The sequence below is a fragment of the Massilia sp. Mn16-1_5 genome (assembly GCF_004798585.1).
Taxonomy (GTDB): Bacteria; Pseudomonadota; Gammaproteobacteria; order Burkholderiales; family Burkholderiaceae_D; genus Telluria.
On sequence record NZ_PPXQ01000016.1, the window covers coordinates 112,544 to 138,942 of the forward strand.

The 26,399-nt window shown below is 64.7% G+C and carries 25 protein-coding genes; 12 read left to right on the forward strand and 13 right to left on the reverse strand.

Annotation, left to right across the window (positions count from 1 at the left end; translation table 11 throughout):
- Nucleotides 1-23: 23 nt before the first annotated feature.
- The gene (rarD, locus tag C2862_RS19160) at nucleotides 24-917 is read right to left on the reverse strand and encodes an EamA family transporter RarD (protein WP_136221737.1); all 894 of its coding nucleotides are present in this window, start codon (nucleotides 915-917) and stop codon (nucleotides 24-26) included.
- A 250-nt stretch (nucleotides 918-1,167) separates the two neighbouring features.
- Here rarD and C2862_RS19165 point away from each other — a divergent pair, with 250 nt between their 5' ends.
- The 3 genes from C2862_RS19165 (at nucleotide 1,168) to C2862_RS19175 (ending at nucleotide 4,999) form a co-directional block, all read left to right on the forward strand.
- A complete protein-coding gene (locus tag C2862_RS19165; protein ID WP_136221738.1) occupies nucleotides 1,168-3,045 on the forward strand; it encodes a potassium transporter Kup in 1,878 nt (625 codons plus the stop codon).
- Nucleotides 3,046-3,141: 96 nt separating this feature from the next.
- Nucleotides 3,142-3,585: an FKBP-type peptidyl-prolyl cis-trans isomerase gene (locus tag C2862_RS19170; RefSeq protein WP_136221739.1), complete on the forward strand. Its 444-nt coding sequence runs from the start codon at nucleotides 3,142-3,144 to the stop codon at nucleotides 3,583-3,585.
- Between the two features lie 112 nt (nucleotides 3,586-3,697).
- Nucleotides 3,698-4,999 carry an MFS family transporter gene (locus tag C2862_RS19175; protein ID WP_136221740.1) on the forward strand — a complete coding sequence of 434 codons (1,302 nt, stop codon included), beginning with the start codon at nucleotides 3,698-3,700 and terminating at the stop codon, nucleotides 4,997-4,999.
- A gap of 1 nt (nucleotide 5,000) precedes the next feature.
- Here the strand turns inward: C2862_RS19175 and C2862_RS19180 are convergent, their stop codons facing one another.
- From C2862_RS19180 to minC, 12 genes are all read right to left on the reverse strand, one after another.
- Nucleotides 5,001-5,453 carry a GNAT family N-acetyltransferase gene (locus tag C2862_RS19180; protein WP_136221741.1) on the reverse strand — a complete coding sequence of 151 codons (453 nt, stop codon included), beginning with the start codon at nucleotides 5,451-5,453 and terminating at the stop codon, nucleotides 5,001-5,003.
- 15 nt (nucleotides 5,454-5,468) lie between these two features.
- On the reverse strand, nucleotides 5,469-6,503 hold the full coding sequence (locus C2862_RS19185) for a histone deacetylase family protein (RefSeq protein ID WP_136221742.1): 1,035 nt from the start codon (nucleotides 6,501-6,503) through the stop codon (nucleotides 5,469-5,471).
- Between the two features lie 19 nt (nucleotides 6,504-6,522).
- Nucleotides 6,523-8,121: a glutamate--cysteine ligase gene (gshA, locus tag C2862_RS19190; RefSeq protein WP_136221743.1), complete on the reverse strand. Its 1,599-nt coding sequence runs from the start codon at nucleotides 8,119-8,121 to the stop codon at nucleotides 6,523-6,525.
- A 78-nt stretch (nucleotides 8,122-8,199) separates the two neighbouring features.
- Entirely contained in the window at nucleotides 8,200-10,341 is a 2,142-nt protein-coding gene (locus tag C2862_RS19195; protein WP_136221744.1) for a DUF885 family protein, read from the reverse strand.
- 82 nt (nucleotides 10,342-10,423) lie between these two features.
- A complete protein-coding gene (gene prmC / locus C2862_RS19200) occupies nucleotides 10,424-11,245 on the reverse strand; it encodes a peptide chain release factor N(5)-glutamine methyltransferase (protein WP_136221745.1) in 822 nt (273 codons plus the stop codon).
- A complete protein-coding gene (locus tag C2862_RS19205; RefSeq protein WP_136221746.1) occupies nucleotides 11,242-11,718 on the reverse strand; it encodes a disulfide bond formation protein B in 477 nt (158 codons plus the stop codon). Before C2862_RS19205 ends, prmC begins: the two co-directional genes overlap by 4 nt.
- 100 nt (nucleotides 11,719-11,818) lie before the next feature.
- On the reverse strand, nucleotides 11,819-12,895 hold the full coding sequence (gene prfA / locus C2862_RS19210; RefSeq protein ID WP_136221747.1) for a peptide chain release factor 1: 1,077 nt from the start codon (nucleotides 12,893-12,895) through the stop codon (nucleotides 11,819-11,821).
- Nucleotides 12,896-12,978: 83 nt separating this feature from the next.
- Nucleotides 12,979-14,262, reverse strand: coding sequence for a glutamyl-tRNA reductase (gene hemA, locus C2862_RS19215; RefSeq protein WP_136221748.1), 1,284 nt, complete (start codon nucleotides 14,260-14,262; stop codon nucleotides 12,979-12,981).
- A 130-nt stretch (nucleotides 14,263-14,392) separates the two neighbouring features.
- Entirely contained in the window at nucleotides 14,393-15,085 is a 693-nt protein-coding gene (locus C2862_RS19220) for a response regulator transcription factor (RefSeq protein WP_136221749.1), read from the reverse strand.
- Nucleotides 15,086-15,414: 329 nt separating this feature from the next.
- Nucleotides 15,415-15,666, reverse strand: coding sequence for a cell division topological specificity factor MinE (minE, locus tag C2862_RS19225; RefSeq protein ID WP_136221750.1), 252 nt, complete (start codon nucleotides 15,664-15,666; stop codon nucleotides 15,415-15,417).
- Nucleotide 15,667: 1 nt separating this feature from the next.
- The gene (minD, locus tag C2862_RS19230) at nucleotides 15,668-16,483 is read right to left on the reverse strand and encodes a septum site-determining protein MinD (protein WP_136221751.1); all 816 of its coding nucleotides are present in this window, start codon (nucleotides 16,481-16,483) and stop codon (nucleotides 15,668-15,670) included.
- 36 nt (nucleotides 16,484-16,519) lie between these two features.
- Complete coding sequence (gene minC / locus C2862_RS19235; RefSeq protein WP_136221752.1) at nucleotides 16,520-17,311, reverse strand: septum site-determining protein MinC; 792 nt, start codon at nucleotides 17,309-17,311, stop codon at nucleotides 16,520-16,522.
- Nucleotides 17,312-17,667: 356 nt separating this feature from the next.
- Between minC and C2862_RS19240 the strand changes: the two genes are divergently transcribed.
- The 9 genes from C2862_RS19240 to C2862_RS19280 all read left to right on the forward strand — a co-directional run bounded on the left by C2862_RS19240 (nucleotide 17,668) and on the right by C2862_RS19280 (nucleotide 26,207).
- Nucleotides 17,668-18,846 (forward strand): acetyl-CoA C-acetyltransferase, encoded by a 1,179-nt coding sequence (locus C2862_RS19240; RefSeq protein WP_136221753.1) that lies wholly within the window; start codon nucleotides 17,668-17,670, stop codon nucleotides 18,844-18,846.
- Nucleotides 18,847-19,015: 169 nt separating this feature from the next.
- Complete coding sequence (phbB, locus tag C2862_RS19245) at nucleotides 19,016-19,756, forward strand: acetoacetyl-CoA reductase (RefSeq protein WP_136221754.1); 741 nt, start codon at nucleotides 19,016-19,018, stop codon at nucleotides 19,754-19,756.
- Nucleotides 19,757-19,834: 78 nt separating this feature from the next.
- Nucleotides 19,835-20,143: a DUF1272 domain-containing protein gene (locus C2862_RS19250; protein ID WP_136221755.1), complete on the forward strand. Its 309-nt coding sequence runs from the start codon at nucleotides 19,835-19,837 to the stop codon at nucleotides 20,141-20,143.
- A 79-nt stretch (nucleotides 20,144-20,222) separates the two neighbouring features.
- Nucleotides 20,223-20,609, forward strand: a complete 387-nt coding sequence (locus tag C2862_RS19255) for a DUF2750 domain-containing protein (RefSeq protein WP_136221756.1) — start codon at nucleotides 20,223-20,225, stop codon at nucleotides 20,607-20,609.
- A gap of 25 nt (nucleotides 20,610-20,634) precedes the next feature.
- Entirely contained in the window at nucleotides 20,635-21,951 is a 1,317-nt protein-coding gene (locus tag C2862_RS19260; protein WP_136221757.1) for an amino acid deaminase, read from the forward strand.
- Nucleotides 21,952-22,170: 219 nt separating this feature from the next.
- Nucleotides 22,171-23,127, forward strand: coding sequence for a prolyl aminopeptidase (gene pip, locus C2862_RS19265; protein WP_136221758.1), 957 nt, complete (start codon nucleotides 22,171-22,173; stop codon nucleotides 23,125-23,127).
- A gap of 67 nt (nucleotides 23,128-23,194) precedes the next feature.
- Nucleotides 23,195-23,650: a DUF2721 domain-containing protein gene (locus tag C2862_RS19270; RefSeq protein ID WP_136221759.1), complete on the forward strand. Its 456-nt coding sequence runs from the start codon at nucleotides 23,195-23,197 to the stop codon at nucleotides 23,648-23,650.
- Between the two features lie 27 nt (nucleotides 23,651-23,677).
- On the forward strand, nucleotides 23,678-24,133 hold the full coding sequence (locus C2862_RS19275; RefSeq protein WP_136221760.1) for a hypothetical protein: 456 nt from the start codon (nucleotides 23,678-23,680) through the stop codon (nucleotides 24,131-24,133).
- Between the two features lie 43 nt (nucleotides 24,134-24,176).
- Entirely contained in the window at nucleotides 24,177-26,207 is a 2,031-nt protein-coding gene (locus C2862_RS19280) for an NADPH-dependent 2,4-dienoyl-CoA reductase (RefSeq protein WP_136221761.1), read from the forward strand.
- Nucleotides 26,208-26,399 lie beyond the last annotated feature (192 nt).

Genomic DNA, 26,399 nt, shown 5'->3' on the forward strand with positions numbered 1-26,399 from the left:
CCCAGGGGCAGTCCTAACGTGAACTAACGCGAAACTTTCGCTGCCGGCGCGTTGCGCCCGCGCTGGAACAAACCTTCGCCGGCGAACAGAATGAGTGCGCCCCAGATCAGGGCGAAGCCGATCAGGCGCTCATTGGTAAACGCTTCCTTGAACAGCAGCACGCCAAGCAGGAACTGGATGGTCGGCCCCAGGTATTGGAGCAGGCCAAGGATCGACAGCGGAATCTTGCGGGCGCCGCTGGCGAACAGCAGCAGCGGAATGGCCGTGATCGGACCGGCCGCCACCAGCAGCCAGCGCGTGGTATCGGATGGGGTGTTGATAAAAGCGTTCTCGCCGTGCAGGGTGAGCCAGCCGACATACACGGCGGCGACCGGGAACAGCACCATGGTTTCGAAGGACAGGCCCTCGAGCGCGCCCAGCGACGCGGTCTTGCGCAGCAAGCCATAGCCGCCGAAGGTGGCAGCCAGCCCCAGCGCGATCCAGGGCACATTGCCCGCATGCAGGGTCAGCCAGGCCACGCCGAGGGCGGCGATGCCGATCACGGCCCACTGCAAGGGGCGCAGGCGTTCCTTGAGGACCAGGAAGCCCAGCATGATGTTGAACAGCGGCGTAATAAAATAACCCAGGCTGGCGTCGATCACGTGGCCGTTGTTCACGGCCCAGATATACAGCAGCCAGTTACCGGCCAGCAGGACGGCCGAGGCGACGAAACTCCAGAACACGCGCGGCTGGCGCACCTGCTCGAGCCAGCGCCACTGCCGGCGCAGCGCCAGCACGATTAGCAGGAAGGCAAGCGACCACAGCATGCGGTTGGCGAGGATCTGCAGCGCCGGCACTTCGCCGATGGCGTGGAAATACAAAGGGAACAAACCCCAGCACAGGAAGGCCAGGGCGGCGGAAAGGATGCCGGTACGCATGAGGGACGGAAGAGATGAGTTGCCAGCCGAGTATTATCGGCGAATTGACGCGGGCTTGCCGGCGGCCCCCATTTTGCCAGTCGTCATCGGAATGACAGGCTAACGCGCGACCGGCCGAGCCGCCTTCGGGCACACTTGCCATACTACCCACCGTGCGTGCCGGAGCGCAGACCCGGTAGCGAATACTGCTTGCAATTTTCTTGTCGTTATTTTATGGTGCGCCGCACCAGAACAACAATATGGTGCAATCTTGACGTCGCAAAATAATAAAAGCGGCCTGGCGGCAATGACGCTGGCTGCGGTCGGCATCGTCTATGGCGATATCGGCACCAGCCCGCTGTACACCCTCAAGACCATCTTCGACCCCACCCACGGCCTCGCGCTGACCACTCCCAACCTGCTCGGCATCGTCTCCCTGATCTTCTGGGGACTGACCCTGATCGTCTCTTTAAAATACGTGACCCTGGTGCTGCGCGCCGACAACCGCGGAGAGGGCGGGATCATGGCGCTGATGGCGCTGGCCCTGAATTCCGTCACCCGCTCCTCCCGCTGGCACTATCCGCTGATGGTAATCGGCGTGTTCGGCGCCACCATGTTCTACGGCGACAGCGTGATCACCCCGGCGATTTCCGTGCTGGGCGCGATCGAGGGCCTGGAGGTGGCGACGCCGGCGCTGTCGCATTACGTCGTGCCGCTGGCGGTGGTCGTGCTGGTCGGCCTGTACAGCCTGCAGCGCCACGGCACCGCCGGCATCGGCCGCTGGTTCGGACCGGTGATGATCGTCTGGTTTGCGGCGCTGGCGATCATGGGCGTGATCAACATCGCGAAGGCGCCGGTGATCCTGCAGGCTTTAAATCCCCTGCATGCTGCGCGCTTCGTCATGGAAAACCAGTTCATTGCCTTCGTCGCCCTGGGCGCCGTGGTGCTGGCCCTGACCGGCGCCGAAGCCCTGTATGCCGACATGGGCCACTTCGGCAAGAAGCCGATCCGCGTCGCCTGGTTCATGATCGTGTTCCCGGCGCTGGCGCTCAATTATCTTGGCCAAGGCGGCCTCCTGATCACCGATCCGACCGCAGTCGAAAATCCCTTCTTCCACCAGCTCGGCACCTGGAGCGTGTATCCATTGGTCGTGCTGTCGACGATGGCGGCGGTGATCGCTTCGCAGGCGACGATTTCCGGCACCTATTCGATGACGAAGCAGGCGATCATGCTCGGCCTGCTGCCGCGCATGCGCATCCTGCACACCTCGGAAAGCGAGATCGGCCAGATCTATATTCCGGCCGTAACCTGGATCCAGCTGGCCGTGGTCCTGATCGCCGTGATCGGCTTCGGTTCCTCGGACCGCCTGGCCGGCGCCTACGGCATCGCGGTGACCGCCACCATGCTTGCCACCACCTTGCTGACCTTTTTTGTCACGCGCTACCGCTGGAAGCTGCCGCTGGTCGTGTGCCTGGGCGCCACCGGCTTCTTCATGCTGATGGACATCGCCCTGTTCTCGGCCAGTACCCTCAAATTACTGCACGGCGGCTGGTTCCCGCTGCTGCTGGGCGCGATCCTGCTGACCGGCATGCTGACCTGGAAGCGCGGCCGCGAACTGGTGTTCGAGAACCTGGAAGCGCACGCGATCCCGCTCGACGCCTTCCTGTCCTCGCTGTTCGTCGGTCCGCCCACGCGCGTGCCCGGCACCGCGATGTTCCTGCGCGGCGAGAGCGACGGCGTGCCGCATGCGCTGCTGCACAACCTGTCGCACAACAAGGTGCTGCACGAACGGGTCGTATTCCTGACCGTGCATATTCGTGAGGAACCCTGGGTGGCGCCCGCCGAGCAGGCGCAGGTAGTCGAACTCGGCCACAACTGTTTCCAGTTGAACGTGCATTACGGCTTCAAGGACGAGCCGGACATTCCGGGCATCATGCGCCAGTGCGCCGCGCTGGGCCTGCCTTTCGAGATGATGGAAACCTCCTTCTTCATCGCGCGCCAGACCGTGATCTCGACCCCGGGCCGTGGCATGGCGCCGTGGCGCGAACACCTGTTTGCCACCATGTCGCGCAACGCGCGGGCCGCGGCCGACTATTACCAGATCCCGCCCAACCGCGTCATCGAGCTCGGTACCCAGGTCGAGATCTGATTACAAAAGCCGGACAAAAAGCGGACAACTGTGTATGCATGCCTCACGTAAGGTACGGTGTTTCTTCTGTTAAACACCACCTGCGTGAGCCTGTCCATGTCCTATAAATTCCCCCTGCTTGCCGCCTGCTGCGCGGCCCTGTTGAGTCTGAGCGCCTGTGGCGGCGGAGGAGGTGGCGGCGACAGTACGCCGGCGATCCCCGTCAGCAATCCGGCCACGCTGGTGGTGAACGACAGCGTCGTCGGCAGCGGCGCCGTGGCGACCAATGGCAAGAAACTCAGCGTCAACTACAGCGGCTGGTATTACAGCGCCAGCGCCGCCGACCACAAGGGCAGCCGATTCGAGACCGGCGCGGTCAGCTTCACGCTGGGCGTGGGCGACGTCATCACGGGCTGGGACCGCGGCCTGGCCGGCATGCGCGTGGGCGGCAAGCGCACCCTGGAGATTCCTTCCAGCCTGGCCTACGGCAGCAGCGGCCGCGGGCCGATTCCGCCGAACGCGGGATTGCTGTTCGAGGTCGAGCTGACCAAGGTCGAATAAGGCAGCCGGCGTGCTTCCCTAAGGCGCGCCATCCAAGCGCCTGCCCTGTGTACGATGTCAGACCGGCGACCGCAACGGGTCGCCGATCGTGTCATTACAGGAGCAGATCAGCATGTCAGAAACACTTACCCCCACAGAAAAAATCCAGGAACTGACACCGCGCCAACGCGTCTTCGCGATCATCGGCGCCTCGTCGGGCAACCTGGTCGAATGGTTCGACTTTTATATTTACTCCTTCTGTGCCCTGTATTTTTCCTCGGCCTTTTTCCCCTCCGGGAACCCCACTACCCAGTTACTGAATACGGCCGGCATCTTCGCCGCCGGCTTCCTGATGCGGCCCGTCGGCGGCTGGATGTTCGGCCACATCGCCGACCGCTATGGCCGGCGCAACGCGATGATGATCTCGGTGCTGATGATGTGCGGCGGCTCGCTGATGATCGCCGTGCTGCCGACCTATGCGCAAATCGGCACCGCGGCCCCGGTCCTGCTCTTGCTGGCGCGCCTGTTCCAGGGCCTGTCCGTGGGCGGAGAATACGGCACCAGCGCCACCTACATGAGCGAAGTGGCGCTGCCGGGACGGCGCGGCTTCTTCGCTTCCTTTCAATATGTCACCCTGATCGGCGGCCAGCTGCTGGCACTGCTGGTGCTGGTGATCCTGCAGCAGCTGCTGAGCGAAGCGGAACTGAAGGCCTGGGGCTGGCGCATTCCCTTCGTCTGCGGCGCCGCGGCCGCGCTGGTGTCGCTCTACCTGCGCCGCTCGCTGACCGAGACCACCACCGCCTCAGAGAGAAGCAGCAAGGAAGCGGGCAGCATCAAGGGACTGCTGCACCACAAGCGCGCCTTCATCACTGTGCTCGGGTTCACGGCCGGCGGCTCGCTGATCTTTTATACGTTTACGACCTACATGCAGAAATACCTGGTGAATACGGCCGGCATGAGTACCAAGACCGCCAGCGCGGTGATGACCGGTGCGCTGCTGATCTACATGGCCCTGCAGCCGGTCTTCGGTGCGCTGTCGGACCGGATCGGCCGGCGCACCGCGATGATCTGGTTCGGCGGCCTGGCAATGGTGTGCACGGTGCCGATCATGTCGACCCTGCATGGCGTGAGCAACCCGTATGCGGCCGGCGCATTGATCGTGTGCGCGCTGGCCATCGTCAGCCTGTACACCTCGATCAGCGGCCTGATCAAGGCGGAAATGTTCCCAGTCGAGGTGCGCGCGCTCGGCGTCGGCTTGTCCTACGCGGTCGCCAATGCGCTCTTCGGCGGCACGGCCGAATACGTGGCCTTGTGGTTCAAGCAGGCCGGCATGGAGCAGAATTTCTATTGGTACGTCAGCGGCATGTGCGCCCTGGCCTTCATCGTCGCCCTGCGTATGCCGGACCCGAGCAAATCCGGCCTGCTGAAAGGCTAAGCTAGCGCAGCATGTCGATGTGCATGATCCCGTCTTCGTCGTAAGGAGCGGAGACGGTCTCGAAGCCGAAGCCCTGATAAAACTTCTCCAGGCGCTGCTGGGCGCCGATGCGGATGCGGTGGCCCGGGTACAAGCGTTCGGCGTACTGGATGCCGTGGGCGACCAGTTCGCGTCCGGCGCCCGAGCCGCGCACGTCGTTGGTAGTCAGGATGCGCCCCAGCGACATCTCCTCGTATTTCGCGCCCGGCGCCAGGCAGCGCAGGTAGGCGACCAGCACGCGCCGGCCGCCGATGTCGCGCCAGCCGAGCAGGTGATGGGCGTCGAGGTCGTAGCCGTCGATGTCCGGATAGAGGCAGGTTTGTTCGAGGATGAATACCTGCTGGCGCTGGGCCAGTACTTCATACAGCGCCGCGCCGTTCAGCTCCGCGAAGCTGCTCCATTGCCATTCGATCATTCTGAATCCATGAAATTAAGTGTGGGTCGCCGTCTCGAAGCCTTCGAGCACGTTGACCGTGTGGATGCCGATGTCGGCCTGTTCGCGTCCGCCCTCGAACACGAAGGCGGTCGGCAGTCCGAGCCAGGCGATGCGTTCGCCGATGCGCAACCAGTCGGCGCCCTGCAGTGCGAAGCCCGCGCTGGCGTCGCCGCCTTGCGCGCCCACGCCGAGCGACACGACCAGCGCCTCGGGCGCGAACATGCCGAGCTTGATGCAGGCCGTCTCCAGCGCCGCCAGCCAGTGCGCCGCACTGGCGCCGCGCACCAAAGGCAGGTTCATGTTGGTGCCGCTGCCCTCGCCATGCCCCGTCTCGTCGGCGTGGCCGAGATAATACGGGAAGTCCGACCGTGGATCGGCGTGGATCGAGACCGTCAGCACCTCGCTGCGCGCATAAAAAATGTTCTGCGTGCCGCTGCCGTGGTGGCAGTCGATGTCGAGGATGGCGACCCGTTTGAGGCCGTCGTCGAGCAGGTGCTGGGCCGCCAGCGCGGCGTTGTTCAGGAAGCAGCCGCCGCCGAAATAATCGGCGCCGGCATGGTGGCCCGCCGGGCGGGTCAGCGCGAAGCTGCCCCGTTGCCCCAGGCGCAGGGCGTGCGCTGCATTGATCGCGCAGTCGGCGCCGGTTTTACAGGCATTCCAGGTACCGGCTGTGAGCGGCGTGGCGTCCATCGAATACAGGCCGAGGCGTCCCATGAAACTGTCGGGTTCGATGTCGCTGCGCATTCCCCGGATCGGCCAGTTCGAAGCAAACGCATCGCGCTCGGCGTGCTGCGGGTCGAGCGCGCTCCACTCGCTCCAGGCGCTGCGCAGGAAGTGCAGATAGCGCGGGCTGTGGATGCGTTCGAGCGAGACCAGGGGCGTGCGGTGCGGGGTGACGATCTCGCCCAGGCCGCGCCGCTGCAGCTCCTGTAAAACCAGGTCGACCTGCTCGGACTTTTCGAACGACGCCGGGGCACGCAGGGAGCGGGGGCGGTGCTGCGCATGGTGTTCGTTATAAAAAGTGAGCAAGGCCGCTCCGCCTCAAGGATCAGGAATGATTACCGCACAGTGTACTGGTGTTGTAGGCCGCGACGAAATCGTCGAAGCTGCCCGTGTCGGTCTGTTCGACGATCGCCTGTTCGGCCAGCGAGGCGGCCGCCATCTCGGCGAACTCCGCTTCCTCGGCCGGCATCAGCGGGCTTTCGCGGAAGTAGGCCGCGTGCAGGCGGCTCTGCTGCAGGCCGAAGGCGGCAGCCGAACCGAGTTTGCGCACCTCCATCAGCACCCGCGCCGACGGCGTCTTGTCCGGATCGGCGACCTTCGCCTTTTGCTGGGCCAGCGAGGCTTCGTGCACGCCGCTTTCGTTGTGCTCTTCGTCGAGCAGGCGTGCCAGCGGGCGGATCCGTTCGATCAGCTCGTCGGCCCAGGCTTGCAAGGACACTTCTTCGCCGTCGCGCGTCAGCGTCAGGCCGGGCTTGCGGCCTTCCTTCACCGTGCGCGCGAAATTGCGGGCGTGGATTTGCCCTTCGGCGGCGCTGATCAGGGGGCTTTCCTCGAGCGTACAGAAGAGTAAAAACGCATCCAGGAAGCGGCCGGTCTCGACGCTGATGCCGATCGGCTCGAACGGATCGACGTCCAGGCAGCGCACCTCGATGTACTGCACGCCGCGGTTGCACAGCGCCTGCACCGGACGCTCGCCGGTGCGGATCACGCGCTTCGGACGGATCGTCGAATAGTATTCGTTCTCGATCTGCAGCACGTTGGTCGAGAGCTGGATCCACTCCCCATCCTTTTTCGTGCCGATTTCCGCATACGGCGGATACGGCCGGTTCACCGCGTCCATCAGGGTCGTGACATAGCTTTCCAGGCTGTTCTCGTGCGGACGCAGGCCGGACTGGGCATCGTTCTGGTAGCCCAGGTCGCTCATGCGCAGGCTGGTCGCATACGGCAGGTACAGCGTGTCGTCCGATAGGGTCTCCAGCGCATGCGGACGGCCGCGCAGGAAGCTGGTCGTCAGCGCCGGCGAGGCGCCGAACAAATACATCAGCAGCCAGCTGTAGCGGCGGAAGTTGCGGATGGTCGAGAAATAGCTCTCCGACTGAAAATCGCGCAGGGCGCTGCGCCGCTCTTCCGGCACGCCGTCGCTGGCCAGGAGCAGCTTCCACAGTGCTTCCGGCAGCGAATAGTTGTAGTGGATGCCGGCGATGCATTGCATGGCCTTACCGTAGCGCAGCGCCAGGCCGCGCCGGTACACGTGTTTCAGCATGCCGATGTTCGACTTGCCGTACCAGCCGATCTCGATCTCTTCGTCCGGCGGCAATTCTCCCGGCATCGATTCGCTCCACAGCATCTCGTCGCCCAGCTTCGAATAGGCGAAGCGGTGGATCGCATCGAGGCGGTGCAGGGCCAGGCCGATGTCGTGCTCGGCCGGGGTGATGAATTCGAGCAGGGCTTCCGCGTAGTCGGTGGTGATCTGCGGATTGGTGAGCGCCGAGCCGAGCTGGACCGGATGAGGCGTGCGCGCGAGCTGGCCCTGCGGGTCGATACGCAAGGTTTCGCGCTCGATGCCGCGCAGGCCCTGGCCCAGCAGGCCACGGTGGGCATCGTCGTCCAGCAGGGCCAGGCGGCGGGTCAGTTGGTTCGACACGGATGTTTCCTTTCTTATACTGCCAATAGCGATTGGGCAGAGAGTAACCGAAAATCGGACAGCGCGTCGGCGCCGGGCCTATTTCTCGACAGTGCCGGGCACGGCCGGCTCAGGGGCCGGGCCGGTGTGTTCCAGGGGCGGCGTGATCCCGGCCGCCGGCAGCTCGCCGGGACGCTTGTCGGCGCCCGTTACGGGTACGGGCGGCGCAGGTTTGACGGGTGCGCCGGGTGCGGGCGCCTCGGCCGGCGGCTTGGCCGGGGCAGGCGCTGGCGGGGCCGTTTTTGCTGGTGCGGGTGGCGCGGCAGGCGCGCCCGTCGCTGGCAGTTTGACGACGGCCGGCGCAGGGGCCGGAGCAGGGGGCACAGGAGCTGGAGCCGGGGCGGGAGCAGGAAGGGCTGGAGCAGGCGCCGCGGCAGCAGGGGCGGGAGCAGAGGCGGGAGCAGCTGCCTTCGCTGCCGCGTCCGGCGGCGCCGGCGTCTCCGTCGCGCCCAGCTGGGCCTGCAGCCACTTGCCCATCTCGCGCTCGAGCAGCGGTAGCGGCAGCACACCGTTGCCGAGCAGCGCATCGTGGAAGCGGCGCACGTCGAAACGCGGCCCCAGTGCGGCCTGCGCCTTCTCGCGCAAGGCCTTGAAACGCAGCTGCCCCGCCTTGTAGCTCAGCGCCTGGGCCGGCTGGGCGATGTAGCGGTCGACCTCGACCTCGTTGTCCTGGAGCGCGTTGGCCGTGTTCGCGTTCAGGTAGTCGAGCGCCTGCTGGCGCGACCAGCCGAGCGCGTGGATGCCGGTATCGACCACCAGCCGCGCGGCGCGGAACATGTCGTCGTTCAGGTAGCCGAAGCGCGAGAACGGGTCTTTAAAAAAGCCCAGTTCCGGTCCCAGGCCCTCGGCATAGGTGGCCCAGCCTTCGCCATAGGCATCGTTCCAGCCCTTGCGCCGGAAGGCCGGCAGCTCGCGCAGCGCGCGTGCGCGCGCCACCTGCAGGTGGTGGCCCGGCAGGGCTTCGTGCAAAGCGAGGGTCTCGACTTCCCACAGCGGCTGGCTGTTCAGACGCTCGGTATTCACCACCAGCGCCGCGCTGCGATCTGGCGTCCCGGCTTCGTAATACGCCGCGACCTGGCCGGCGCCGCCCGCCTGGCCAAGGCGTTTGACGCCGATCTCTTCCTCGGGAATCGTATTGAACAGGGCCGGCAGGCGCGTGCGGGCGCGCTCGATCACGCGGCGGTAGCGCGCCAGCAGGGCCTCCGCATCCTGCGCGAACAGGCGTTTATCATTGCGCGCAAAGGCGAGAAACTGGGGCAAATTGCCGCGAAAGCCGGTCTGCCGGATAGTCTCGCCCATCGCGGCGCGGATGCGCGCCACTTCCTTCAGGCCCAGCGCATGCAGCTCCGGCGGAGTCAGTTCGCTGCCGGTGGCGGATCTGGCCAGGAAGGCGTAATAGCCAGGGCCACCCGGGAAGCTTGACGCGCCAAGACTATCGCGCGCAGCCGGCAGGTACTCGGTCCGAATAAATTCTTCCAGCCGGCGCAGGGCGGGACCGGCGCTGTCGTTCAGGGCTTGCGTGCCGGCGGCCAGCAATTCTTCGCGTACTTTGGTCTCGATGGTGGCCGGAATGCGGCGCAGCGGCGCGCTCAGGGCGCCGTCGGTCAGGCGCTCGCGCAGCGCACGCAGTTGCTCGGGGACGGCGCGCATGCTGGCTTTCGGCGCCGTCCACCCGGTTTTTATTCCTTCGCGCAGCTGCTCGATGAGACCGTCCACGTGCGCCGGCAAGGCGTTCAGGCGCGCGATGTAGTTGCGATAATCTTCCTCGCTGGCGAAGGGCGTCTGCGCCACCAGGCGCGGCAGGCGCACCTGCAGGCCGTCCCAGCTGGTCAGCAACTGCGGATCGACCATCGTAAAGGCGAGGATGGCCAGCTGGCGCTCCTGTTCGAACACGAACAGGTCGAGCGACAGGCGTTCCTGCGCAGCCATGCCGGCCCGATCGATGCCACGCGCTTCTTCCAGCATGGCGCGCAGGTGTTCGCGCCGGGCGCGCACGGCGGCCAGGGACAGGTCGGAGAGGCGGTCGTTGTAGCGGCGGTCGCCCAGCGTGGTGGCGTATTCCGGCTGGCGTTCCAGGCGCCACTGCCAGTCGCGCTCGAACAGGGCCGCCGCCGGGCCCGGCGCGGCATGGGCGTGGGACAGGGCGCAGAGCAGGACAATGAGGGCGAATAGGCGTCGCATCGGGAGCGGGAGGTGGCGGTGTGAGCATTGTAGCAATGCCAACCGGAAGGGCGCGCCGTGCTCGGGGCGGCGGCGCTGCGGCTCAGGCGCGCCGGCCGCCGCTGACCCGTTCGATGCCGGCCAGGTCGCGCCAGCTCTGGACTTCGGTATAGCCAGCGTCCGCCAGCAAGGTCCGGACCGCCTGCGCCTGGTCGTAGCCATGCTCGAGCAGCAGCCAGCCGCCACGTTCCAGGTGCGCGGGGGCGCCGGTAACAAGCGTGCGCAGCGCCGACAGGCCGTCGGCGAAATCGGTCAGCGCCCCGCTCGGCTCGAAGCGCAGGTCCCCCTGCGCGAGGTGTTCGTCGCCGGAGGCGATATACGGCGGGTTCGAGACGATCAGGTCGAAGGTGTCATCGGCCAGGGCCGCGAACCAGTCGCTGCGCAGGAAGCGCACTTGCGCGCCGTTGGCCGCGGCATTGGTCCGGGCAACCGCCAGCGCCTCTGCGCTGACATCGAGCGCCGTGACCTGCGCATTGGGCCGCGTGTGCGCCACCGATACGGCGATCGCGCCGCTGCCGGTGCCCATGTCGAGCATGCGAGAGTTCGGCACCAGGCGTTCGAGCGCCAGTTCGACGATCAATTCCGTATCCGGGCGCGGAATCAGCACGGCCGGGCTCACGTGAAAGGGCAGGCCGTAGAATTCGCGCTGGCCGACGATGTAGGCGATCGGTTCGCCGGCCAGGCGGCGCTCGACCAGCGCGGCGAGACTCGCCGCTTCCTCTTCGCTCAGCACGCGCTCGCCGTTGGTGATCAGCCCCACGCGCGTGAGCTTCAATGCATGGCACAGCAGGATGCGGTTTTCCAGCGGTTCGAGCGGCAGGCCGGCCTGCAGCGCCCGGATCGTGGCGCCGGCTGCAATCTTCATCGTGCGCGCCGCGTCGAGACCAGCACCCAGACCAGGACAATCGTCAGCAGCACGAACCAGACCGCCGACCACTGCGGAATCGACAGGCCGAACAAAGCGTCGGTGGCGTTCTCGCACAGGCCGTCGGCCTGGAACAGCCAGGGCATCAGGGTCGCCGTCGGAATCTTGTTCAACATCGTTTCCATCGGATCGATACCGCAGGAAAAGCCCGGGTTCGCCAGCACATACAGGTGCTTGCCGACCGTCGCCAGCCCGCCCAGCGCCGCCAGCAGCGCGACCATCGCCCCGCCACGGATTTTATGGCTCAGCGCACCGACGAGGGCGGCAAAGCCGATGCCAAGGAAGGCATAGCGCTGGATCACGCACAGCGGGCAGGGCAGCATGTCGTGGACGTGCTGCAGGTACAGGGCGACGCCGACCAGCGCGAAGCTGATGAAGGAAATGGCGAACAGGACGGAACGGAAACGTGGCATCGCGGGGGCTTTCGTGATCGAGGATGGGCGCGATTCTCGCATATACGGGAAGCGCGGCCGTATTTTCACATTGGCAAGACCTTACGGGCTTAGCGCTGTCTTAATCGCCCAGCGCGGCCAGAAGTTCGGCCTGGTGCTCGGCGGAGAGGGCGTTGGTCAGCTCGCTCAGGTCGCCGTCCATGATGAAATCGAGTTTATACAGCGTCAGGTTGATGCGGTGGTCGGTCAAGCGCCCTTGCGGGAAGTTATAGGTGCGGATGCGTTCGCTGCGGTCGCCCGAGCCGATCAGACTCTTGCGGGTAGCCGCCTCTTTCGATTGCTGTTCGCGCAGCTGCACGTCCTTGATACGCGCGGCCAGGACTTTCATCGCCTGCGCCTTGTTCTTGTGCTGGCTGCGGTCGTCCTGGCACTCGACCACGATCCCCGTTGGCAGGTGCGTGATGCGCACGGCCGAATCGGTCTTGTTGATGTGCTGGCCGCCTGCTCCGGACGCGCGGTAGGTGTCGATGCGCAGGTCGGCCGGGTTGATGTCGACATCCTCGACTTCGTCCGCCTCGGGCATCACGGCCACCGTACAGGCCGAGGTGTGGATGCGGCCCTGGGTTTCGGTGGCCGGCACGCGCTGCACGCGGTGGCCGCCCGATTCGAATTTTAATTTTGAATACACGCCGTTGCCGATCACGCGCACGATGACTTCGCGGTAGCCGCCCAGGTCCGACGGCGACTCGGAGACCATCTCGACTTGCCAGCGGTTGCGTTCGGCGAAGCGGGTATACATGCGCAGCAAATCGCCCGCGAACAGCGCCGATTCGTCGCCGCCGGTGCCGGCGCGGATCTCCAGGAAGATGTTGCGCTCGTCGTTGGCATCCTTCGGCAGCAGCATTTTCTGTAAATCGAGATCGAGCGCGGCGAGGCGCGCCTTGGCCGCCTCGATTTCTTCCTGCGCGAATTCCTTCATCTCCGGATCCGCCAGCATTTCCTGGGCGGCGGCGATATCGCCGTTGGCGTCCTGGTAGTCGCGATACACGGCGACGAGCGGGCCGATCTCGGCATGCTCCTTCGTCATCTTCCGGTAATTGTCCATGTTGGCGGTGGCGCCTTCATGGCCCAGTAATTCGTCGAGTTCGACCAGGCGGTTCGCGAGTTGGTCCAGCTTGGCCAGCATCGATGGTTTCATAGCGATTCGGGAAAGAGTTGAAACGGAAGGCGCATGGCGCCGGGACGCGTCCACAGGGGGACGCGAAGCGGAAAGAGGGGACGCTAACGGCGGCCGCGGAACAACTGCGGCAGCAGGTTCGCCAGGCGTGCGCGTTCGTCGCCTTCGGCGCGGTGCAGCGCCTGCTGCGGACCGTGCAGGAATTTCGCCGTGAGGCCCTTGGAAAGCGCTTCCAGCACGGCGTCGACGTCCTCGCCGCGCGCCAGCAATTTACGGGCGCGTTCGAGTTCGGCCAGACGCAGGGCCTCGCTCGACTCGTGCAGCTGCTGGATCACGGGTACCACGGCGCGGTCGCCGACCCAGTGCATGAAGGAGGCGACGCGGTTTTCGATGATGGCTTCGGCTTGCGCGACCGCCGCCTGGCGGCTTTCCATGCCGGTCTGCACCACTTGGGCCAGGTCGTCGACGGTGTAGAGGAAGACGTCGTCCAAGCGCGCCACTTCCGGTTCGATGTCGCGCGGCACGGCAAGGTCGGCCATGAAGACCGGACGGTGACGGCGCGCTTTGATGGCGCGCTCGACCAGGCCGAGGCCGATCAGCGGTAATGTCGAGGCGGTGCAGGAGACGACGATGTCGAACTGGTGCAGTTGCTGCGGCAGATCGGCCAGGCGGATCGCACGGCCGTTCAGGCGCGTGGCCAGCGATTCGCCGCGTTCCATCGTGCGGTTGGCGATGGTGATCGACTTCGGGTTCTGGGCCGCGAAGTGGGCGGCGCACAATTCGATCATCTCTCCGGCGCCGATGAACAGCACATGCTGGTCGGCGATGCGATCAAAAATGCGTTGCGACAGGCGCACGCAGGCGGCCGCCATCGAGACGCTGTGGGCGCCGATTTCGGTGGTGGTGCGGACTTCCTTCGCCACGGCGAAGCTGCGCTGGAACAGCTGGTGCAGATAAGTACCGAGGCCGCCGGCTTCCTCGGCCGTGCGCACCGCGTCCTTCATCTGGCCGAGGATCTGCGGTTCGCCCAGCACCATCGAATCGAGTCCGGAGGCGACGCGGAAGGCGTGGCGCACGGCGTCGTCCTGGGGCAGCATGTACAAATGGGGGCGCAGCTCGGCGAAATTCAGCGCGTGGTAGTGCGCCAGGAACTGGGCCGAGGCGTCGAGCGGCTGCGGCACGCCGCTGGCGGCGTACAGCTCGGTGCGATTGCAGGTGGAGAGGATCGCGGCTTCGTCGCCGCCGGGCGCGTCATTGCTGCCGAAGCGGCCGAACCACTCGCGTGCCGCATGCACGGCGCGTCCCAGCTGCTCGGGCCCGAGCGCCAGCTGCTCGCGTAGCGAGACGGGTGCGGTCGTGTGGTTCAGGCCAACGGCGAGCAGTTGCATGCTGGGGGAAAATGGGGAAACGGACAGCCCATTATACCCTCATGTGCGCAGGCGTTAAGGGCACAAGGTGACTTCAATGAGAACCGTAGGGTGGGCGCCCTGTGCCCACCTTTATGCGGAAAGGCAGCCTTTATTGCGCACCCAGCTTTTCCAGGCGATAGCCGTAGCTGTACACCGGCACCAGCCTGAAACCGTTCTCCGGGCGCAGGCTCAGCTTGTTGCGCACGCGCGAGACGTGGGTGTCCATGGTGCGCGAAGGCACGGCCGTTTCGCGGACCCAGACCGATTCGTGGATATAGGCGCGCGACAGCGGACGGCCGATGTTGCGGAAGAACAGCAGGGCCAGATAAAACTCTTTCTGGGTGACGTCGATGACGCTGCCGTCCTTCAGCAGGCGGCCCGGACGCGTTTCGAACACGTAGGAACCGAACTGCAGCTGTTCGGTGCCGGTCTGGGCCGGATAAGCGCGGCGCAGCAGGGCCGAGACGCGCGCCACCAGTTCGCCGCGGCGCAGCGGTTTGACCAGGTAGTCGTCGGCGCCGGCCAGCATGCCGGCCACGATGTCGTCCTCGGCATTGCTGTTTACGAGGAACATCGCCGGTGCATCCGGCGACATCTTTTCCTTGACACGGCGCAGGATATCGGGCGCTTCCAGGTCACCCGTAGGCCAATCCATGATCAGGAGGTCGGTGCTGTCCTTGCGCATCTGCGCCAGCATTTCCTTGCCACTGTCAAAGAACTGGCAGCTATGGCCAGCGGCGCTGAGCACCTGGCAGACCAGGTCTGCCTGACTACGATCACTATCGAGGACGGCTATTCTCATGGAAGCACACACAATTGTTAAAGTCGTACTGTAGGAACCCTCCTACAAGGTTAAACCGACTATAACAGACTTTCACAAAATAATGCTGTTCGTAAACTTCTGTTTTTGATCGAAGAGACAGGCGAATAGCGGGATTGTGGACTAGTAAGTACTACGTAGCCCTGTAAACGCTCAATTTCGACAGTTTGGATTTGTAGGAATCTAGCTTGCCCGGATGCGGCTGAATTGCAACATCGACGACAAAAAAACAACATCTTTGTGTTTACGTGAGCCAGAAAAACAAACGGCAGCGCGATGCGCTGCCGTTGTTGGGCGGGAGAGAAGCGGACTCAGGCGTCCGGCAGCACCACGTTGACGTCGAGCACTTCCAGGTTGCCCTGGCGGTCGAGCGAGATCTTGATGTCGTCCGCGTTGACCTTGGTGTACTTCGAAATCACTTCGATCAGTTCGCGGTGCAGCGCCGGCAGGAAATCGGGGCCGGCGCGGTTGGTGCGCTCGCGGGCGATGATGATCTGCAGCCGTTCCTTGGCTGCGTTCGCGCTCTTCTTCTTTTCGGGGAACAGGAATGAGAGCAGGGCCATATCACTTGGTTCCAAAGATGCGCTGCAGCAGGCCCGGCTTTTCGTAGTTCGTGAAGCGCAGTGGACGCTCTTCGCCCAGGAAACGGGCGACCACGTCTTCATAGGCTTCGGCCACGTCGGTGCCCTTGAAATGGATCGCCGGATTGCCCTGGTTCGAGGCGTGCAGCACCGATTCCGATTCCGGGATGATGCCGATCAGCGGAATGCGCAGGATTTCCTGCACGTCCTGGTAGGACAGCATTTCGTCGTTTTCGACGCGCTTCGGCGAATAACGGGTGATCAAGAGGTGTTCCTTGACCGGCTCGCCGCCGGTCTGGGCGCGGCGCGATTTCGCCTGGATGATGCCGAGGATGCGGTCCGAATCGCGCACCGAGGACACTTCCGGGTTGGTCACGATCAGCGCCTCGTCGGCGAAGGTCAGGGCCATCAGGGCGCCGTGCTCGATGCCGGCCGGCGAATCGCAGATGATGTACTCGAAGCCCATCTGGATCAGCTCGTTGAGCACGCGCTCGATGCCGTCTTCCGACAGGGCGTCCTTGTCGCGCGTTTGCGAGGCCGGCAGGATGAACAGGTTGTCGCAGTGCTTGTCCTTGATCAGGGCCTGGTTCAGCGTCGCTTCGCCATTGACCACGTTGACCAGGTCGTACACCACGCGGCGTTCGCAGCCCATGATCAGGTCGAGGTTACGCAGGCCGACGTCGAAGTCGAGTACCGCGGTCTTGTGGCCGCGCAGGGCCAGGCCGGTGGAAAAGCTTGCGCTCGAGGTGGTTTTGCCCACGCCGCCCTTGCCGGACGTCACAACAATAATTCTTGCCACAAAAATGTCCTTTACAGTAACTGGTGAGATGCCCGCTTATGCGCGCGACGAAACCGGAGTCAGCGATGATATATCGATCCGGTCGCCGACCAGGCGAATTTGTGCCGGCTGGCGTGCCAGCTCGGCCGGGAAGCCGTCGTCGAAGGTGCGGTACACGCCGGCGATCGACACCAGTTCCGGCTGCAGCGACAGCCCGAAGATGCGCGAATCCGCATTGCCCGAGGCGCCGGCCAGCGCGCGGCCGTGCATCGGCGCATACACGTGGATGCTGCCGTCGGCGATGATCTCGGCGCCATTGTTCACTGCCGCCGTGATGATCAGGTCGCAGCCGCGCGCATACACGCGCTGGCCGGCACGCACCGGCGTGTCGACGATCATGGCCGGCAGGGCCGCCGTCTGCGCCGGTTGCGGCGCCGGTTGGGGTGCCGGCGCCGCAACCGGGGCGATGCTCACGGCGGCGCTGGCCGCAGTGGCGGCGGCGACATCCTCGCGTGCGCGGTCGGCGCCGGCGCCATCGTCGAGCGCCAGGCCGCGCGCCTTGATGGCCTCGCTCATTTCCGGCGTCGCGCCGCGCACGGCGACCGCATTCAGGCGGTATTTCTTCAGCAGGTCGACCAGCGCGCGCCAGTCGATGTACGGCGTCTCGGCGGCAATGGCGCCGACGTCGATCACCGCGAATTCATCTTCGAAAAAGTCCGAGACGCCACCGGTCATCTGCTTGAGGGCCGCGTCGATCGCAATCGGGTCGCTCGAGTGCAGGATGGCGGAGATGGCGACCACCGTGGAAATCTTGATTTCGATGGGCAGGCTGGACGGGCTTTTCGACATAAACGGTTCAGGTTGGATTAGCCCGTGCATTCTACTGTGAAATTTGCTGAAAAGGGAGGCATTTCCCTGATCATTCCATAGGGCAATTGAGCGTTCAACACTGTTCTGTATTTTGCCGGAAAACACCGTGTGGAAACCCCTTATCAACCTATTGGCTTTACTGGTTGTTTTCCATGGATAAGCTGATAAGATTGACTTCGCTCAAACGTAAACGCAGGCGTGAAACCTAACATCCGAGGTTTCCGCCGGGCCGAATCGGCAGCCACGTATCCCACCAGGATACTCACCTATCGCCACAGAGCGCATCGAGCGTATTGCTGCCTATCAACCTGGCTCAGCCAGAACTGGAGAGAACAATGGAAGACGTCGTCATCGTAGCCGCCGGCCGCACCGCGGTCGGCAAATTCGGCGGGTCCCTCGCCAAGATCCCCGCCGCCGAGCTCGGCGCGCAAGTGATTCGCCAGCTGCTGGCGAAAACCGGCATCGACCCCGCCAGCGTCAGCGAAGTCATCATGGGCCAGGTGCTGACCGCCGGCGCCGGCCAGAACCCGGCGCGCCAGGCCGCACTGAAGGGCGGCTTGCCCGACATGGTGCCGGCCTACACCATCAATAAGGTCTGCGGCAGCGGACTGAAGGCCACCCACCTCGCCACGCAAGCCATCCGCTGCGGCGACGCCAACATCGTCATCGCCGGCGGCCAGGAAAACATGAGCGCCTCGCCGCACGTCCTGAACGGCTCGCGCGACGGCTTCCGCATGGGCGACGCCAAGCTGGTCGACACCATGATCGTGGACGGCCTGTGGGACGTCTACAACCAGTACCACATGGGCGTCACGGCCGAGAACGTCGCACGCAAGTACGACATCTCGCGCGCCGAGCAGGACGAGTTCGCGCTGAATTCGCAGCTGAAGGCCGAGGCAGCCCAGCGGGCCGGCAAGTTCAAGGACGAGATCATCCCGGTCGAGATCGCCTCGAAAAAGGGCACCGTTGTCTTCGACACCGACGAGTATCCGAAAGCGGGCAGCACGATCGAGGCGCTGGCCAGCCTGCGTCCGGCCTTCAACAAGGAAGGCACCGTCACCGCCGGTAACGCTTCCGGCCTGAACGACGGTGCCGCCGCCGTGATCATGATGAGCGCCTCGAAGGCGCGCGAGCTCGGACTGACCCCCATCGCGCGCATCAAGGCCTACTCTTCGTCGGGCCTGGATCCGACCATCATGGGCATGGGCCCGGTCTCGGCCTCGCGCCTGTGCCTGCAGAAGGCGGGCTGGACCCACGACCAGGTCGACCTGATGGAAATCAACGAAGCCTTTGCCGCGCAGGCGGTGGCGGTCAACAAGGAAATGGGCTGGGATACGTCGAAGATCAACGTCAACGGCGGCGCCATCGCACTGGGCCACCCGATCGGCGCATCCGGCGCGCGCGTGCTGGTGACCTTGCTGCACGAAATGGTCCGGCGCGATGCCAAGCGCGGCCTGGCCAGCCTGTGCATCGGCGGCGGCATGGGCGTGGCGCTGGCGGTCGAGCGCGACTGAAGCATGCTTTTGTAGTGAAGTATCGGGGCCTTGAGAAACCGTAGCGAGCGGAAGGAGTGTTGGCTGAGGAGCGGAGCTGTACGAATGTACAGCGAGCACCGCAGGCCGACAATCCGACGCGCAGTAGGTTTATCAAGGCCACCTCAGATAAAAACTCAGGAGAAAACAAATGGCACGAGTTGCATTGGTAACGGGTGGTATGGGCGGCCTGGGTGAGGCCGTGTGCATCAAGCTGGCGGCACTCGGGTACACGGTGGTCACGACCCACTCGCCGGGCAACACCAAGGCCGAAGGCTGGCTGGCGTCGATGCGCGACCAGGGTTTCAATTTCAAGGCCTATCCGTGCGACGTGGCCGACTACGATTCGGCCCAGGCCTGCGTCAAGCAGGTCGAGCAGGAAGTCGGTCCCGTCGACGTGCTGGTGAATAACGCCGGCATCACGCGCGACATGACCTTCAAGAAGATGGATAAAGTGAACTGGGACGCGGTCATCAAGACCAACCTCGATTCCGTGTTCAACATGACCAAGCCCGTCTGCGACGGCATGGTCGAGCGCGGCTGGGGCCGGATCATCAACATCTCGTCGGTCAACGGCCAGAAGGGCGCCTTCGGCCAGACCAACTACTCGGCCGCGAAAGCCGGCATGCACGGCTTTACGAAGGCGCTGGCGCTGGAAGTGGCGCGCAAGGGCGTGACCGTGAACACCATCTCGCCGGGCTACATCGGCACCAAGATGGTCATGGAAATTCCGTCTGAGGTGCTGGAGAGCAAGATCATCCCGCAGATCCCGATGGGCCGCCTCGGCAAGCCGGATGAAGTCGCCGGCCTGGTTGCCTACCTGTCCTCGGACGAAGCGGCGTTCGTCACCGGCGCGAACATCGCCATCAACGGCGGCCAGCACATGTCCTGAGCAGTCCTGGCACTGCAACACCAGCACCGCGCCGGTTGTACCGGGCGGTGCTTTTTTTATTCACGACAAGGAAACACCATGCTCGAACTGCGGCCCAGCTGCGAACACTGCAACAAGGACTTGCCGCCGGATTCGCTCGACGCACGCATCTGCAGCTACGAATGCACCTTCTGCGCCGTCTGCGTCGATGAAGTCCTCGTTAACGTCTGCCCGAATTGCGGCGGCGGTTTTGTCCAGCGCCCGGTGCGGCCGGCGCGCAACTGGAAGAACAATAACTATCTGGGCAAGGATCCGGCAACGACCCGCGTCACGCATCGTCCGGTCGATCCGGAAGCGCATGCGCGCTTTGCGGCCGCCATCCGCGACCTGCCGCCGCACGTGCGCTAGGCTGCCGCGCGGCTCGTTTGCGCCGTTTTTGCGCCGTTTTTTGTATTCTGTACCTGTCCCCATTCTCACCGATCACCCAATGGATGCCAGCGAAACCTCTTCCGTCGTCAGTCTTCCCAAACAGCTGCGCTACGAACATTTTATAAGGCGCGTGGCCGATACCGGCCGGGTCTGGGGCCTGGTGCGCGACGGCTGGGCCATCGGCAAGACCGACGACGGGGCCCTGGTCTTTCCGCTGTGGCCGACGAGCGAGCTGGCGCAGCAATGCGCCGTGCTGGAGTGGGAAGGGTACGTGCCGCAGGAATTCGCCTTGCAGGAATTGTTCGACGAATTGCTGCCGCAGATCGAGGCCGACGGCATCCTGCCGGGCATTACCTACACACCCGACGAGTATGGCCTGACGCCCTCGCACGCCGAATTGCGCGCCGACCTGCAGGCGAGATGTCGCCAGCGCACGTCATCCTGATACGACCTGTCGAAAAGATCCGCTTATGCATACCCTCCCGTACGACGGCCTGGTCCTGGCCGCGCTGGACGAACAGCTCCTGCACCCCGGCGTCAAAGGCTTGCCGATACGCGAGCCACTGCGCCAGGGCGCGATCGGCGTGCAGGGCTGGAATGTGCTGCACGCCGATACCAGCTTCCCGGTGGCGGTCCTGAAAACGTCCAGCCTGCGCCATAACCTCGACTGGATGCGGCGCTTCTGCGAGCGCTACCAGGTGACCCTGGCGCCGCATGGCAAGACGACGATGTCGCCGCAACTCTTCGGCGCCCAGCTCGCCAACGGCGCCTGGGGCATCACCCTGGCGACAAGCGTCCAGGTACAGGTGGCCTACCGCTTCGGCGTACGGCGCGTGCTGCTGGCGAACCAGCTGGTGGCGCCGGCCGACATCAAGGCCGTGCTCGGCCTGCTGCGCAGCGATCCGGGTTTCGAATGCATCCTGCTGGCCGATTCGCTGGCCGGCGTGGCGCGCCTGGCCGAGGCCGTGGCCCTGCATCCGCTGGCGCATCCTTTACCCGTGCTGGTCGAACTCGGCCTGGCCGGCAAGCGCGCGGGCTGCCGCACGCCTGAAGCGGCAATCACCGTGGCGCGCGCGATCGCCGGCGCGCCCGGCCTGCAGCTGGCCGGTTTCGAGGGCTACGAGGGCCTGCTGGTGACCGACGACCGTGCGCAGGACCTGGCCGCCGTCGACGCGTTCCTGGCCCAGTTGGCTGAACTGGTGCGCAGTGCCGACGACGAAGGTTTGTTTACTGGCGCCGAGATCCTGCTCTCGGCGGGCGGCTCGGCCTACTTCGACCTGGTCGCGCGCGGTTTTCACGCCGTATCCGGGCTGTCACGACCGGTGCGCGCGGTGCTGCGCAGCGGCTGCTATCTGACCAGCGACCATGGCACCTATGAACGCATGCTGGGCGAACTGAACGCGCGCGAAGGAGAAGGCGAGGGTTTGCAACCCGCGCTCGAGGTGTGGTCCATGGTGCAGTCGCGGCCGGAACCGACGCTGGCCATTCTCACCATGGGCAAGCGCGACGCCGGCTACGACGCCGATCTGCCGATTGCCCTGTGCTACCACCGCCCCGGTCCCGGTACGCCGCATGCGCTGCCGCCGGGCTGTTCCATTTTTAAACTCAACGACCAGCATGCGTATTTGCGCCTGCCGGAGGGGCACCCCTTGTGTGCTGAGCTGGCCGTGGGCGACCTGGTCGGCTGCGGCATTTCGCATCCTTGTACCACTTTCGACAAGTGGCCGCTGATCCTGGGTGTGGACGACGACTATCACGTGCGCGGCGCCTACAACACCCTCTTCTGATGAGAGCCTATTCCAGCAGTCCGGAGTCGCTGCTGGCGCGCCTGACAAGCGGGGGCTGCGTTGCTCGTCGTTGCATGGGTAACCATGCGGCCTCCTCGCGCCTTGCCCGCGCTTGCCAGGCATCGCCTACGCGCACGTCGCCATCAGCTTCCCCCGGACTACTGGAATAGGCTCGCATCGGTACGCTACAATCCTTGCTCGAACATCAAGAGAGCTGCCATGCCCGCCACCCCGCCGTCGCTGTTCCCGCCGATCCAACCGACCCGCCACGGCATGCTCGCCGTCGATGAGGTGCACACGATCTACTGGGAGGAGGTGGGTAATCCGAACGGCATTCCCGTGCTGTTCCTGCACGGCGGCCCCGGTGCCGGCCTGTCTCCCCAGCACCGGCGCTTTTTCGACCCCCACGCCTACCGCGTGATCCTGTTCGACCAGCGCGGCGCCGGCAAGTCGACGCCGCTGGGCGAATGGAGAAATAACACGACGCAGCTGCTGATCGAGGACATCGAGCGCCTGCGCGTGATGTTCGGCATCAAGCAGTGGCTGGTGTTCGGCGGTTCCTGGGGCTCGACCCTGGCGCTGGCCTATGGCCAGACCCATCCGGAGCGCTGCCTCGGTTTCGTGCTGCGCGGGATCTTCCTGTGCACGAAAGCCGAAGTCGACTGGTTCCTGCACGGCGTAGAGTGGTTTTATCCGGAACTGTACGAGGAATTCATCGCCCCGATACCGCTGGAAGAGCGGGGCGACCTGTTGAATGCCTATGCGCGGCGCCTGCTGTGCGACGATCCCGCCCTGTACTGGCCGGCGGCGCGCGCCTGGAGCCGCTTCGAGGGCAGGAGGGTCTTCCTGCTGCCGCAGGAAGAAGAGCAGCCTTCCGACACGCTCGACCTGGGTGTCGGCCGATTGGAGGCCCATTACATGGCGAACGGCGCCTTCCTCGAAGAAGACCAGCTGGTCAAGAACATCGGGCGCATTGCCCACCTGCCGGCCGTGATCGTGCAGGGCCGCTACGACGTGATCTGCCCGCCGCTGTCGGCGCACCGCCTGCATGGCGCCTGGCCCGATTCCAGACTGCGCATGATTCCGGATGCCGGCCACGGCGCGCTGGAAACCGGCATCGCACGCGCACTGGTCGGGGCGACCGAACAGTTCAAGCGCTACGGCCGCTTCGATTGAGCAGGTCGCCGCTTGTGCGGCTGCTACACTACGCCTGACACATTACAACGCTTATAACAGTGTTTTCATGAACATCCAGATTAGCGACATCGGCCACATGATCCAGCTGGCGATCGCGCCCGTCTTCCTGCTGACGGGCGTGGCGACCAAGCTGACGGTGCTGACCAACCGGCTGGCGCGCATCATCGACCGCACCCGGGTGCTCGAGGACCGCCTGCAAATCGGCCCGAACGACGACTACACCGAAGAACTGGAAACCCTGTACACGCGCTCGCACCTGATCAACTATGCGATCACCTCGAGCACCGGCTGCGGTTTCCTGGTCTGCCTCGTGATCGCGATGCTGTTCCTGGGAGATAGCGCGAATATCAAGCTCGACCAGTACATCGCCGCCTTCTTCGTGCTGGCCGTGTTCGGCCTGATCTTCAGTTTCATGTTTTTCCTGCGCGAGATCTTCATTTCCTCGCGCTTCATGCGCATGCGCCACGATGCCAGCCTGGTACCGGGCGAGCGCCGCACTTAACCCCATTTCCATCGAATCGAGTTCCACATGCACGACTACCAGCGCCCACCCACCCTGCACCGTTACGGCATGCGCGACGAACTCGAGCAGGCACTCAAGGCGGGCCAGTTCCGCCTCGAGCCGAGTAACGGCTTCCTGACGCTGTCCTTCTCTCAAGCCTGGAGCAAGACCCTGTTCGACGTGCTCGGCCCGGCCGACTGCTGCCTCGTGATCCACAACAGCGAGGAATTCGGCGAGCGCCTGCACCGCGCCGTCCAGCGCGCCCTGCCGAACTGGGCCGGCATCGACGGCGCCGTCGAATACGGCCAACGCTCGCCGCTGGGCGCAGCCTTCACCAAGAGCGGCGCCGAAGCTCAGGAAAAGGAATGGAAGTTCGCCTGGCGCTCGCTGTCGCCAAACGCCAGCCTGAACCCGGTGGTCGTGCGCATCGGCAGCATCGAGCAGTTCGCCGAGCTGCGCGCGCCGGAAAGCCACCTGGTCTGACGTTTAGAACCACGCCTCCAGGGAATCCCGGTTTAATGCCGGGATGACAAATACCGCCTACCCTCATCTGCTCGCCCCGCTCGACCTCGGATTCACGACCTTAAAAAACCGCGTGATCATGGGCTCGATGCACACCGGCCTCGAAGACCGTTTCTATAACTACGGCAAACTCGCCGCCTTCTACCGCGAGCGCGCGGCCGGCGGGGTGGGATTGATCGTCACCGGCGGCATCTCGCCGAACCGGCAAGGCTGGCTGCTGCCGCTGGGCGGAACCCTGAATTTTATTGGCGACGTCGTCAATCACCGCCGCGTCACCCGCGCCGTGCACGAAGAGGGCGGCAAGATCCTGATGCAGATCCTGCACGCAGGCCGCTACGGCTATCAACCCTTCGTCGTCTCGGCGTCGCCCGTCAAATCGCCGATCTCGAAATTCAAGCCGAAGGAGCTCGACGAGCGCGGCATCGAGGCGACCATCCGCGCCTATGTGCGTTGCGCCAAACTGGCGAAACTGGCCGGCTACGACGGCGTCGAGGTGATGGGCAGCGAGGGCTACCTGCTGAACCAGTTTTTATGCGCGCGCGTCAACAAGCGCACCGACCGCTGGGGCGGGCCAATCGAAAACCGCATGCGCCTGGCCGTCGAGGTGGTGCGCCGCATCCGCGCCGCCGTCGGACCGAACTTCATCCTGATGTACCGCCATTCCGTGCTCGACCTGGTCGAAGGCGGGAATACCTGGGAAGAGGTGGCAACTGTGGCGCGTGCTCTCGAGGCGGCCGGCGTCACCATCTTGAACACCGGCTATGGCTGGCACGAGGCGCGCGTGCCGACGATTGTCACCTCGGTGCCGCGCGCGGCCTTTGCCAGCGTGGCTGGGCGCCTGCGCCGCGAAGTGAATATTCCGGTCGTCGCCTCGAACCGCATCAACATGCCGCGGGAAGCCGAGGAGGTGCTGGCGCGCGGCGATGCCGACATGGTGTCGATGGCGCGGCCCTTCCTGGCCGATGCCGCTTTCGTTGCCAAGGCGGCGAGCGGGCGCGTCGATGAGATCAACACCTGTATCGGCTGCAACCAGGCCTGCCTCGACCACACCTTCTCCAATAAACGCGCCAGCTGCCTGGTCAATCCGCGCGCTTGCCACGAGACCGAACTAAATTACGTGAAAACGGAGAAGCCGCGCCGCATCGCGGTAGTCGGCGCCGGTCCCGCCGGGCTGTCGGCGGCGACGGTGGCGGCCGAGCGCGGGCATGCGGTGACGCTGTTCGAGGCTGCGGACAAGATCGGCGGGCAGTTCAATGTGGCGATGCAAATCCCCGGCAAGGAGGAATTCGCCGAGACCATCCGCTACTTCAGGAACAAGCTGGCATCGACCGGCGTCGACGTCCAGCTGAACCGGCTCGTGACGCGCGAGGAGTTGCTGGCGGCCGGATTCGACGAGGTCATTGTCGCCACCGGGGTGCGCATGCGCATGCCGAATATTCCCGGCATCGATCATCCGAAGGTGCTCTCTTACCTGTCCGTCCTGCGCGACAAGGCGCCAGTGGGACAACGCGTGGCGATCATCGGCGCCGGCGGCATCGGCTTCGACACCGGCGAATTCCTGTTGCACGATCCATCCCACCCGCTGCCGCAGCCGATCAAGACCTGGACCGGGGAGTGGGGCGTTGATTTGAATGCGACGGTGGAGGGCGGTTTAGTAAAGCCGGTGCCGGCGCATCCGTATCGCCAGCTGTATCTGCTGCAGAGGAAGAGCACGCGTCCGGGGGCGGGTTTAGGCAAGACTTCGGGCTGGGTGCACCGCGCGGCCCTGGTGCGCGGCGGGGTGCAGATGCTGGCCGGTGTTCAGTACGACCGCATCGACGACGCCGGGTTGCACATCACGGTGGGCGGCGAACAGCGGGTGCTGGAAGTGGACAATGTGGTCATTTGCGCGGGGCAGGAGAGCCTGGACGAATTGACGATCGAAGGCATGACTGCGGCGACCCGGTTCCACAAGATCGGCGGGGCGGTGCTGGCGGCGGAGCTGGATGCGAAGCGGGCGATACGCGAGGGGGCGGAGTTGGCGGCGCGTTTGTAGCAGCCTGTATTCAGGCGCCGTACCGCGTGGGCATGGAATGCCCACCCTACGAACCCCGGGTAGCGGTAGATACCGTCTTGCTCGTCAAGCCTTACATCGCAAATGTTGGATCGTAGGGCTTGCCGGTCTGGACGACACCAAAGCACAGATGCGCCAGCTTACGCATTGCAGCGCCGATAGCGGCCATCTTGG